The 12,504-nt window shown below is 44.3% G+C and carries 9 protein-coding genes; 2 read left to right on the forward strand and 7 right to left on the reverse strand.

All coding sequences use genetic code 11. The features are described 5' to 3' along the window. Positions 1 to 103: 103 nt before the first annotated feature. A complete protein-coding gene (locus tag NIAKO_RS07605; RefSeq protein ID WP_014217831.1) occupies positions 104 to 2,956 on the forward strand; it encodes a TonB-dependent receptor in 2,853 nt (950 codons plus the stop codon). A gap of 78 nt (positions 2,957 to 3,034) precedes the next feature. Here NIAKO_RS07605 and NIAKO_RS07610 read toward each other — a convergent pair whose 3' ends face one another. From NIAKO_RS07610 to NIAKO_RS36495, 6 genes are all read right to left on the reverse strand, one after another. Beyond that, a complete protein-coding gene (locus NIAKO_RS07610) occupies positions 3,035 to 5,419 on the reverse strand; it encodes an ABC transporter permease (protein ID WP_014217832.1) in 2,385 nt (794 codons plus the stop codon). Positions 5,420 to 5,608: 189 nt separating this feature from the next. Continuing rightward, the gene (locus tag NIAKO_RS07615; protein WP_014217833.1) at positions 5,609 to 6,427 is read right to left on the reverse strand and encodes an ABC transporter ATP-binding protein; all 819 of its coding nucleotides are present in this window, start codon (positions 6,425 to 6,427) and stop codon (positions 5,609 to 5,611) included. Between the two features lies 1 nt (position 6,428). Next, positions 6,429 to 7,229 carry an ABC transporter permease gene (locus NIAKO_RS07620; protein ID WP_014217834.1) on the reverse strand — a complete coding sequence of 267 codons (801 nt, stop codon included), beginning with the start codon at positions 7,227 to 7,229 and terminating at the stop codon, positions 6,429 to 6,431. A 65-nt stretch (positions 7,230 to 7,294) separates the two neighbouring features. Further along, the gene (locus NIAKO_RS07625; RefSeq protein WP_014217835.1) at positions 7,295 to 8,875 is read right to left on the reverse strand and encodes a phosphate ABC transporter substrate-binding/OmpA family protein; all 1,581 of its coding nucleotides are present in this window, start codon (positions 8,873 to 8,875) and stop codon (positions 7,295 to 7,297) included. A gap of 74 nt (positions 8,876 to 8,949) precedes the next feature. Next, positions 8,950 to 9,975, reverse strand: a complete 1,026-nt coding sequence (locus NIAKO_RS07630) for a hypothetical protein (RefSeq protein WP_014217836.1) — start codon at positions 9,973 to 9,975, stop codon at positions 8,950 to 8,952. 64 nt (positions 9,976 to 10,039) lie between these two features. Then, a complete protein-coding gene (locus tag NIAKO_RS36495; protein ID WP_014217837.1) occupies positions 10,040 to 10,822 on the reverse strand; it encodes a hypothetical protein in 783 nt (260 codons plus the stop codon). Between the two features lie 235 nt (positions 10,823 to 11,057). Between NIAKO_RS36495 and NIAKO_RS07640 the strand changes: the two genes are divergently transcribed. Further along, positions 11,058 to 11,630, forward strand: coding sequence for a hypothetical protein (locus tag NIAKO_RS07640; protein ID WP_014217838.1), 573 nt, complete (start codon positions 11,058 to 11,060; stop codon positions 11,628 to 11,630). A gap of 21 nt (positions 11,631 to 11,651) precedes the next feature. On the opposite strand, the gene NIAKO_RS07645 is transcribed toward NIAKO_RS07640, so the two are convergent. Then, entirely contained in the window at positions 11,652 to 12,431 is a 780-nt protein-coding gene (locus NIAKO_RS07645) for a (Fe-S)-binding protein (RefSeq protein WP_014217839.1), read from the reverse strand. Positions 12,432 to 12,504: the final 73 nt, after the last annotated feature.

Below are 12,504 nucleotides of genomic sequence, written 5' to 3' on the forward strand. Positions count from 1 at the left end.
AATTCCCGAAATATCAACAAAATCAAGAAGATGTGATTAAATAAAATTTTCTGTTAAAAATTACAAGTCGTATTTTGCTTGATAACCATAAAAACTCCATGCTATGAGTAGATGCTCTCGTTGCCTGGCAGCTTTATCCTTGCTCTTATTGATTACGATTGCTGCCAGCTCACAAACCACTATTTCCGGGACCGTACGAAATAGTACAAACAAAGAAATAATTCCTTTTGCCACGGTTTCTATCAAAGGCTCCAATGCCGGAACCTTTACCAATGACAAAGGAAGTTTCAAGCTCACCACCTCCCATGCCTTGCCCCTCACCCTTGTAGTTTCTTCAGTAGGCTTTGCGTCAAAAGATGTTCCGGTATCCAGTGCCGGGGCCATCGATGTAGACCTTGAACCTGGGACCAGTTTAGGAGCCGAGGTGGTTGTTTCGGCCAGCCGCGTTCCTGAACGCATACTGGAATCGCCAGTGTCGATTGAACGCATGAATGTTGGGGCCATACGGGCCTCAGCTGCTCCAAACTATTATGATGGGATAGCTAACCTGAAAGGTGTTGATCTTACAACATCCAGTTTAACTTTTCGTACCATCAGCACCCGCGGTTTTAACGGCAGTGGTAATCTCCGGTTTAACCAGCTGGTTGATGGAATGGATAACCAGGCCCCTGGTTTGAATTTTAGCGTGGGTAATATTGTTGGCCAAACAGAACTGGATGTTGACAACGTAGAATTGTTACAGGGCGCTTCTTCAGCCCTGTATGGTTCAGGGGGGATGAACGGAACGTTGTTAATGACCAGTAAAGATCCCTTCAAATACCAGGGGCTAAGCTTCCAGGTGAAACAGGGATTTATGCATTTTAACGATCCCGCCCAGGACAATGCCACACCGTATTACGATTGGGCCCTTCGCTATGCAAAAAAGATCAATGACAAATTAGCCTTCAGGGTTTCGGGCCAGTTTATAAAAGCCCAGGACTGGCAGGCTACCGATTACCGTAACCTGAACAGGAATAACGTGTTCAGTGAATTGAAACCAGGCGATCGTACCTCAGACCCCAATTACGATGGGGTGAATGTGTTTGGTGATGAAGCCAGTGCCAATTTGGCTTCACTGGCGCAGGCGGGTATATTTGGCCCTACAAATACCACACTTCCTGGTGTCGCAACCACTCTGGCTGGTGCGTTAGGCAGGCCTCCAACCCAACAGGAAATTGTTGGTTATTATGCTACCCATCCGGCTTATTCCACTTATTATGCATTGGCAAACGGACTGGCGAATGGTTGGTATAATCAAAATGTAAGCCGTTCGGGGTACAATGAAAAAGACCTGGTGGATTATAATGCCTATAACGTAAAACTGTCTGGCGAACTGCGCTATAAATTTAATGACAATGTAGAGGCTATAGTAGCCGGTAACTGGGGAACCGGTACCACCGTGTATACCGGCGCAGACCGCTATAGCATCAAGAACCTGAAAATGGGTCAATATAAGTTGGAATTTAAAGGCAAGAACTGGTTTGTACGCGGCTATACCATCCAGGAAAATTCAGGTGATGCCTATACTGCTACTACAGCAGCTGTGGCTATTAACCGGGCCTGGAAAGCTGATGCCGACTGGTTCAATCAATACCTTGCTACATATACTACACAGCGTTTTGGCGGTGCAACTGCTGATGCGGCTCATACCAAAGCCAGAGAAACAGCACAGATGGGCGCTTTAATGCCTGGCACTCCAGAATATCAGGCTGCTTTTGATAAAGCAAAGAGCATGTCAATAAAAGAGGGTGGCGCCAGATTTATGGATGCAAGCGACATGTACCATTTTGAAGGACAGTACAATTTCAGCGACAAAATAAAATGGGCCGAAGTACTGGTAGGCGCCAACTACCGGTTGTATTCATTAAACTCCCATGGGACCATCTTTGCTGATACCGCTGGACGCATTAATATTAGTGAAGTAGGCGGCTACGCACAGGTATCTAAATGGGTGGTTGACGATCTGTTGAAATTAACGGTTTCGGGCCGTTACGATAAGAATGAAAACTTCAATGGGCGATTTACCCCGCGGGCTACTGCCCTGATAAAAGTGGCAAAAGACAACAGTTTCCGCCTATCGTATCAGCAGGCGTATCGTTTTCCTTCCACACAAGATCAATGGATCAACCTGAGAACACCGGCCAGTGTGCTCATAGGCGGACTGCCGGATTTTTATACGTTCTATCACTTCGATAACAGTCCGGCGTATACAGCTGAGAGTATAACCAAATACAGAACGACCGCAAATCCAAATGACCTGGTAGTGGCCGATTTTGGAACCCTGAAGCCGGAAATAGCCAACTCGTATGAAATAGGTTACCGCGGCTTAATCACCAAAGACCTGTTAATAGATGCGTATGGCTATTACAGCCAGTATAAGGACTTCCTGGGCCGTCAGGCAGTGGGAAGGCCACAAAACGCAAGTACAGATCAAACAAAGCTATTAAGTCCGTTTACCACCGATAACTATTCGTTTATTTACAATTCAAAAAATACAGTAAATGCAATAGGTTGGGGAGTGAGTGTGAATTATAACCTGGCAAAAGGCTATCAGGTGGGTGTGAACGTTTCAGGCGACCAGTTGCATAATGTAGAATCGGGCCTGGTAACCTTCTTCAATACGCCTAAAGTGCGTTACAACGTTTCATTCGGTAATGAAAAGGTAAATAATTCAAACTGGGGCTTCAACATCCTGTATCGCTGGCAGGATGAAATGCTGTGGGAAGGAACCTTTGGTACTGGCCAGGTAGCCTCATTCAGTTCATTGGATGGCCAGGTTAACTATCGCCTGCCAAAGATCAAAAGTATGATCAAACTCGGCGCCACTAATCTGTTGAATAAATACTATACCACTGCCTTTGGCAACCCAAGCGTAGGTGGTTTGTACTATGTGAGCTTTGGGTATAATGTGTTTTAAGAATTAAACTTCTTTTAATAAAAGCGGCATCCATTTGTTAGTGGATGCCGCTTTGTATTTTAAAAGTCATTATAATCGCTACTCCGTTCTCAAACTCTTTACCGGGTTGGCAATAGCCGCTTTTACAGATTGAAAACTGATTGTAAGTATGGCAATTAAAATGGCTACCATACCAGCTATGGGAAAGATCCACCAGCTTATGGTGATCCGGTATTGATAATCCTGCAGCCAGGTATGCATTACCCACCAGGCCAGGGGAAACGCCACCAGGCAGGACACTACCACCAGTTTCAGAAAATCTTTCGATAACAGGGTAGTGATGCTGGTAATGGAAGCTCCCAATACTTTTCTTACGCCAATCTCTTTTGTTCGCCGTTCAGTGGCATACGAAGCCAGCGCAAACAAACCCAAACAGGAAATAAAAATAGCCAGGATGGCAAATGTCCTTGACAGTTTGCTTATCAGTTCTTCACTCATAAACATTTTGTTGAACTGATCGTCAACAAACTGGTAAGAGAAAGGATAGGCGGGATTGTATTTTTTCAGGGTCGTTTCAACTTTGGCCAATGCTTTTTCAAGATCGGCCTGCGGTTTAAACCGCACATACATTTGTGAAGTATTTTTGGGCTCGGTATAAAAAAACATTACCGGATCAGACTTACCGTACATGTCGTTATACACATAATCATTCACCACGCCTATGACCTGGGCGCCTTCGCCATCTGTATTACCCTCGTACCAAATTCTTTTACCCAATGCGCTGCCTTTACCCATCAGCTTTTCCAATGACTGTGTAATAACAACATTTATTGTTTTGTTCGCCATGGAATCAGATATGGTCAGGTCTCTTCCTTCCATCAGGTTAATTCCTGAGGTTTGAAAGAATTCGGGACTTACATACCGGGTGGAAATTAAGATCATTGCAGATGCCGGTTTGCCTTCCCAGGTGAGGCCATTGGTATTGTTGCCTCCGTACATGGTAACATGATCGGTCAGGGCAACATTTTCAATCAGGCCGGTAGTGAGCAGGTCCTGTTTAATGGCAGTGTAGTTTTTGGCTACGTCGCCCACCACATCTGTTTGCAGCAGGTTATTTTTATCGAAACCCAGGTTCCTGCTTTTTACATGCTGGATCTGTTGAAAAATGATGATGGTGCTTATGATCAGGATGATGGAAGTGGAAAATTGCAATACCACCAATCCTTTTCTGATAAACTCAGCGCTGCCTGCTTTTTGTTTGATGCCTTTTAAAACAAATATGGGGTTGAAAAAAGACAAATAGAAAGATGGATAACTGCCGGATAACAATCCACAGGTCAATATAATGGACAGCAAGGCCAGGATATGTGCAGGACTGCCAATACTTAAGTGCAGGTTTTTCTGCACCAGCAAATTAAACGCAGGCAGGGTAAGCGTAATAATGAGCAGGGCAATCAAACCCGCCAGTAAAGACATCACCAGGGCTTCGCCCAGGAATTGAAAAATAAGGTCTCTGTTGCCGCTACCCAACACTTTTCTGATGCCTACTTCTTTGGCTCTTTTCTCACTTCGGGCAGTAGAAAGGTTCATGAAATTGATGCAGGCTATTAACAGAATGATGCCTGCAATAACGGAAAACAAGCGAACGTATTCAATACGGCCGCCGCCGGTTTGAACGCCATTGTCAAACTTATCGCGCAGCCGCCAATCCTTCATGGGAAATAAAAAGGGGCGGGCTATTGATTTGGGTTCTCTTTTTTGAATAAAATTGTAAAGGATCTTATTTACAGATGCAGCCGCAACACCAGGTTTCAATTCAACATAGGTGCTTATGGAATTATTACCCCAATTCAATAACCATTTTCTTTCATTAAAAATTATCTCAAAAGGAGCCACCCATTCAAATTGCAGGGTACTGTTTTCAGGAATGTCTTTCAGTACACCGCTCACTACATAATCATGGTGGCTGTTCAGGCGAACGGTTCTGCCCAGGATGTTGTTATCATCGCCGAAAAATTTTCTGGCAGCCTTTTCTGTAATAACAATGGAGTATAATTGATTAAAAGCTGTTGCTGCATTGCCCTGCACAAAGGGCAGGGTGAACATGGTGAATAAAGAAGGTTCGGCAAACTGGCCACTCGAATACATCGACTTATCGCCAATAGTAACGAGATACTGCATACTTCCTTCTGAGGTACGGCAGGTATTGGCAATACCCGGGATTTCAGCCTGTATGGCCGGCCCCATTAAACCGGGCGTGCTCCCAAATGTAGCCGTATAGGTATCGTACTTCTGGTTCTCCCGGATATAGAATAAGCGGTCTTTCTTTTTATTAAAGTTGTCATAACTCAATTCATTCTCCACCCATAAAAAGATAAGGGCTGCGCAGGCAATACCTACCGACAGGCCAAATATGTTCAGAAAACTATATGTCTTGTTCCGCCAGAAATTACGGAGGGCTGTTTTAAAGAAGTTAATGAGCATGAAAAATCGCTTTCGCTATCAGCCGCCATCCATGTGCCAGGCTGAAAGATGTTGATTTACAGGGCAATAGCAACTTGTGTTACATGTATGTGTTCATTTTTGATACATAGCTGTACGCCTGTAATACAAATGCCACCCGTCAACCGACAGATGGCATTTGTATTATGATGTTATTTTAATCCTGAGGGATTATTGAATATTTCCTTCCATTACATCTTCTACATACGCTACAATCTCAATAAAGCGCGGGTCTTTGCGGATAGCCCTGTCTCTTTCTTTGGGTAATTCGGGTCGCAGGTGTTTTATAACCCGGCCAGGGTTGGCATCCATAATGTAGATGTCGTTCCCAAGCAACACCGCTTCACGTGGATCGTGGGTAACAAGCACTACGGTTGGGTTGAGGTCGGCCACTTCACTTTTCTGGAACAGATCCAGTAAAAAGAATTGCATTTTAGCCCTTGTAAACCCATCCAGCGCGCCAAATGGCTCGTCGAGCAGCAACATGCCTGGGTTGGCTACAAGACTTCTGGCAATGGCCACACGCTGTAATTGTCCGCCGGATAATTGTGGTGTTTTGGCAAATTTGTTTTCATGCCCTTCCAACCCAACCACCTGGATCATGTGCATGGCTTTCTCATGCGCTTCCTTTTTTGATACGCCTTTCAATGTAAGCGGTAGTGCTACATTTTCAAGTACGGTGTACCACTCAAGGGAAGAATATTGCTGAAACACCATGGGGATGCTCTGCTTGTCGCTGATAGGTTTACCGCCTATATACACTTCGCCTGCGGTTGGTTTTTGCAGGCCCGACCAGTAGCGGAGTAAGGTAGACTTTCCACAGCCCGATTTACCCATTATCACTACAAACTGACCAAGGTTCACATAATCTTCTATTGCCAGGTTGAAGTCGTTGAATACAACAAAATCAGATTGCTTTTTGTCGTCAAAATATGATTGATGGATACCACGAAGTTCCAGTATAGGGGGAAGACCATTGGGCTCGGCCATACTATTGGTATTTGAATTTGAATAATATTCTGTCTATGATCTTGAATATAAGGTCCTGGATAATGCCAATAGCAACTATTATAAAAATCACGGCATACACCTTTCCTACGTTGCTCTGTCTTTCACCCAGGAAGATAAGACTGCCCAGTCCACCCTGAATACCGGCCAGCTCTGCAACGATGATATACGTCCAGCTGATGCCTACCAGGATCCGGATGTCATCGGACAGGCGTGCGATCACCGATCTCCATTGTACATGCACGAGGGTTTGCCATGCAGAGGCGCCCAGGGTTTTCATCATTTGCAGGTGCGTGTTAGATACTTCATCGATCCTTTGAACCACCACCGGCACCAGGTATACCCAGATACCAAAAGCAAGGAAATTGATCTTGGTAGCTAAGGTCAATCCACTTATCGCTATGAAGATCCCCATCATGGCTGTGATAGGTACAAAACGGAGTGCATTGATCTGGTGACTGAACATTTTTCTTAAAGTTGGGTTCAGGCCAATGGCGAACCCAAAAACAATGGCGCCTACAATACATTTTAGATAACCTATCAGGTTGATGCGAACAGAAAAGAGGATGTTGTCACCAAGATGATCCTCTTTACTCATCTCGCTCAGGGCATTTAGCGTTTTTTGAGGAGTGGGTAATACGTGGGTATTGATAAGGCCAAAATTTGTGATCAGGTACCAGATCACGAAAATGATCAACCATCCCAGTAATTGCACCAGTGAAAGATTTTCTTTCAGGAATTTTTTCAGCGCTATCAGCTGTTTATTTTCCGGGCTGTTTGACATAAATAGACAGTTATATAACTCCGGGTTCGCTGTCGAACCCGGCAGTTATGATACAATGAGTTTTGTTATTGGGCTGCCGTTGCGTCAGACTTTTTCCAGATAAACTGGAATTCTGTGCGGCGGTTGCGGGCCTTGCAGGCTTCATCCTGGTTATCTTCACAGCCAGGTACCGGTTTTTTTGACCCGTTGCCTATAACAATAAACTTGTTTTTGTCGAGGTGATACTCATTTACCAGGTAGTGCACAACAGCATTTGCCCTGTCGAGCGATAAGCGATCATTGGTTTTTGCCTGGCCTGTATTATCTGTGTTACCTTCTATACGTACATATGCTTTTTCAAAACCCTGGATCAATTCTTTTACTTCCCTGTCAAGCGTTGCAACGTTATCATCTGTAAGCTGGGCCGAATTACTGGGGAACTCCAGTTTTACGATCTTGCTGCTTTGTGCTTCCTGTGTTTTCATTTCCTGGGTAGGCGCCTGAAAAGCCACCGCCTTTGCTGCTTCCTGTTTGGTGTCTTTGGTAAAATCCTGGTCGTTCATCAATTCCTGGATAATCGAAGGGTCTGACACATTTCTCCAGGGAGCAGGCGATTTAGCCAGACCGATCTCGGTATATTTTACCGCCATTCTTCCATACATTCTTTCACCTGTCATACCTGTGTAGGTGCTGTTCAGGCCGAAGAAATTTATATTATCACCTAACGTCGAGAAATATACTTTGTCGGCAGATTTTGCGGCAACATCTTCGGGGAATTTGAACCCTTTTGCAAAAAGTGCTGTCGCTTCTTTTTTAGCAGCGGCATCTGTATTGATCCTGGCATTGCCCTGCAACCAGGCCTTCACCAGTTTTGAAATGAGCGCTCTTTTTTGATCGAGCACTGTTTTCTTTACCAGAAGTCCATCGGCAATGATCTGGCTTGCCACAGCGCTGCTCACCAGTACTTTTGCACCAGGTAAAGCCGCTACGCAATCCTCATCATCGGGCGCCCATACAAGCGCAGCATCACATTGCCCGTTTTTAAAGGCAGTAGCTGCTTCAACGCCATCTGCCACCTGGTAGCCGTCGATATCGGACATCTTCATGTTGGCAGTTTCCAGTACATTCAGCAATAAAGTATGTGAGGCGGTACCAACTGCGTAGGCAATTTTCTTTCCTTTCAGGTCGCCCACTTCGTTTATACCTTTACGAACCACAACGGCATCCGCGCCATGGCTCTGGTTAACCTGCATGATCTGCACTACATCATCTGAACGCAGTTCACTGCTTGAACCCATTTCAACGGGAAGCGCGTCGGTAGTACAATAAACAAGATCAAGGTCTCCTGCGTGCAGACCGCTTCTTGTATCTTTTACGGCGTCCATCTGTTTGATCTGGAGCTTGATTCCGAAATTTTTGTACAGATCACTATTCTCGTTGGGGTCCATTCCTCCGTTCATTAATACAATACCTTCAACTCCGGTAAATGTGTTGTACGCAAGTACCAGATCTGGTTTGCCGCTGCTTGTTCCGCCAATAGCTACCTTGCCATCTTTTGATGTGCCAAATTTTTTAATAACTATATAGCCTATTCCCAATACGGCGAGCAGAATTGCCAGGTTACGAATTGCTTTCACGGTCTGGCGACCTTTAGGTGTTAATTCCATGACTGTTTTAATTCGGGTTAAACGATCGAAAAAAAGAAATTAGCGTTTATTAATGTCTATGAACTTGAATATTTTTATTTAAGCAGGTCCTGGTTGGCAGATAACCACGAAGTATCGAGGCCTGAATCACCACCGCCTGATGGACGGCTTGTATCTTTGTTGTCCATAAAGGCAAACACATCTACCTTATTGCTGTATTGCTCCAGCAGTTTTTGACCGGCATCGTCCATAATACCGTTTTCGGCTTCCATTTTCATCAGCAGGGTTTCATGATCGTGGATCATCATCATCACTTCTGCTTCATTCTCGGCAATGCGGTTACGGGTTTCCTCGAGCGTGATGGTTTCAAACTCCGATACACCCAGGAGGCTCGATGCACTTTGCGCTGCTTCGCGCCAGGTATCTGAAGTTTCCAGTTGATCGCGCAAACGGCCGATGGTATTGGCTACCGATTCGGTGCTGTTTTGAAGGTTGTTGTACAAACGATCAAAGAAGTTATAGCTTTTAAGCATTTTTTCTTTATCTGCCTGCATGCTTTCCAGCAGTTTTCTATCTTCAGCAGCTTCGCGGCCGAAATGTTTCGCCTGGTCTTCTGCTTTTTCCCTCGCATGCGTGTCTGCTTTGTCATTATCAGCCTGCTTCTTGAACTGTGTGGCATAATCGAGATTATCCTGCATGGATTTTTTCCTGTCTACCATTTTCCTTTCGTGCAGGCTGATCGCATTCATCATTTTGTGAATGCTGCTATTGAATTTGGCAAGCACTTCCCTGCGGTTGGCTACCACTACTTCAAGCATGTCGGGAAGGTTGGTTTTAATTAACCAGCGGGTCATTTTTCTGACCATACCTTTCCATAGATTGTATAACACATTGCGCATTACAAACAGGGTGCCTATCACCACTGCAATCACGAACAATTCAACTAAGGCAATGCCAAAGTCGATCCAGTTATGAATGATCTGTGTAATTTTTGGCAGGAAGAACAAGCCTATGCCCAGGAATGCGATGATAGCTATCGCGGTAATTACCATGCGCATTTTTTTCTCGTCATTCGTTTCCAGCGTAAAGATGGAAGAAGAACTTTTGACCAGATTGCTCATTTTTTGAAAGTTGGTTGTTTTGAGGTTAGTCGCGAAAAGTAATAATATATTACAGCGTACACAATTAATGATGAGTAGAAATCAGCTGCGAAATATCAGTGTCTATGGCGGTGTTCATATAATTATGGGCCATAGCTATTTGTTTTTCAGCACGTTCAATCTTTTCAATGCTCTCTTTCCCAAGCGTTTTGTTTACTTCCAGCTGGGTTTGCTCGCGCTTTATCATATCCTGCAGTTGTTTTTCCTGGTTTTGCAGTTGCGCCAACTGCTCCTGCATTTGTTTAAGGTTATTCTGGTGTGATTGCAGGGCGTCCTGTCTTTTTTTAAGCTGTTTTTCTTTTTCTCCGGCGGCGCCACTCAGGAATTCAATCTTTTTCTTTTCAAGGATATCCTTGTATTGTTTGGCTGTTTCCAGCAGTCTTGATGACGGAACATTCATGGCTTCAAAACTCGTTAACACCGCCTGAAGGATAACGTTAGGAGGAGTTCCTTTTCCGATCTTCTGGTACATCGCCTGCATCTGTTTACGAAACTCGAAATAATCAGGGCCCGGGAAATTTGATTTCGCCATTTCATCCTCAAAAAATTTGATGAATGCCGGATCGATGTTATCACCAGTATTATTTACTGCCGCGCTTTCTGCAGCAACAGGTGATGAAGATTCGGTGGTGGCAGATTTGGTAGCTGGTGTTTCGGCACCATAAAGAGGAAAATAAGTTGGCTCTATCGTTTGTTGTGGCTGATCCTGTTTTCCCGAACTGCTGGTCTTTTTCTCGCCTTCGCTTTTTTCAGTTTCCTCTTCTTTTTCAATGAAACCTTTTTGTTGCAGGAATTTTTTCAGTGACATGGGTTATATGTTGAAGTTTACTTGGATTTTTTCAGGCCGTTTACATTAATTTGAACAGGGTATGCTTGGGAGATAGAAATGATACCTAAGTTCCTGCCAAATATATAATTTTCTTAAACGATAAATCTGAACTTTTATTCAATTGATTATCATTTTCAGGCTAATTTTGGCGTTGAATAAGTACCCATTGGCTTCGATTTAGCCAGTTTTATAGCAAAAATAACTATTTGCGCGTATGCCCATTACTCCCGAGCGATTTACAGACGTATTAAAAAAAGTACAACAGTATGCCGAAACCCGGCTAGGCTTATCAATTATTGACACCTCAGAGCTGGATCCCTATTTTAAAGGCGACCTCGATGGGTTAAGGATCTGGATTGCCAGTGCATTGGATGATGAGGAAGAGCTTTTTAATGTGCTGCACCTGGTAGGGCATACCATTCAATGGAATGTAAGCAACGATCTTCGTACTCTGGGTTCGGTATTACATGAGAAACCCGATGATGCTACCTTATTAAAACTACAGCAATATGAATGGGAGGCCAACTGTTACGGGATTTTCATCCTGCATAAGTTGGAAGTATATGATCTGGATGAATGGCTTACCGGAAAATACACCGAAGACATGTGCTATCTCACCCATTTTTATAAAACAGGGGAGAAACTGAAAGAAGTTACCGACGTTAGCAGGGCTTACAAATTTAACCGGGCGCTGGTAGGAAAAGAAGTGCCATCCTTTTCAGCATGGGCTAATCCCGAAAAAAGGAATGGAATTGTTATTGATTTCACCAACGCTGTTAAAAAATAACAGCGTTTCCGGGCCGGGTAATTACTCCATGCTTGCAGCTACCAGTTCGGCCACATCGAGCACTTTTACTGATTCTTCTTTCTCCTTTAATTTCACGCCATCGGTAAGCATGGTGTTACAGAACGGACAGGCAGATGCTACAATGTTCGATTCGGTACTCAATGCTTCCTGTATGCGCTCCTGGTTTATGCGCAGGTTGCCTTTTTCTTCTTCCTTGAACATTTGTGCGCCACCGGCCCCACAGCACAAACCTTTGGTACGGCAGCGTTTCATTTCAACCAGTTCGGCATCCAGCGCTTCCAGTACCTTGCGCGGCGCCTCGTAAATATCATTGGCCCGGCCCAGGTAGCAACTGTCGTGGTAGGTGATGCGTTTGCCTTTAAAGGCCCCGCCTTCTTTTAATTTTATTTTACCTTCGTCTATTAATTGCTGTAAAAAGGTGGTATGGTGTATTACCTCATAAGTACCGCCCAGTTCGGGATATTCGTTTTTGAGAATGTTAAAACAGTGAGGGCAGGCGGTTACTATTTTTTTGATGCCATAGTTATTCAGGGTTTGAATATTCTGGTAGGCCATCATCTGGAACATAAATTCATTACCGGCCCGGCGCGCAGGGTCTCCGGTACAGCATTCTTCTTTACCCAACACGGCAAAATTGATCCCAACTTTGGTAAGAATGGTTGCAAAAGCTTTAGTGATCTTTTGCGCCCGTTGATCAAAACTTCCTGAACAGCCAACCCAGAATAAGATTTCCGGCGCGGTACCGGCAGCAGTCATTTCAGCAACAGTTCGTATTTGCATGTAGTATACTGGTTTACGTGCCTCAAATATAAGGTATAAGCCGGCTACTTCATACATATTGACCACCTGTGTA

The organism is Niastella koreensis GR20-10, from assembly GCF_000246855.1.
GTDB classification, from domain to species: Bacteria; Bacteroidota; Bacteroidia; order Chitinophagales; family Chitinophagaceae; genus Niastella; species Niastella koreensis.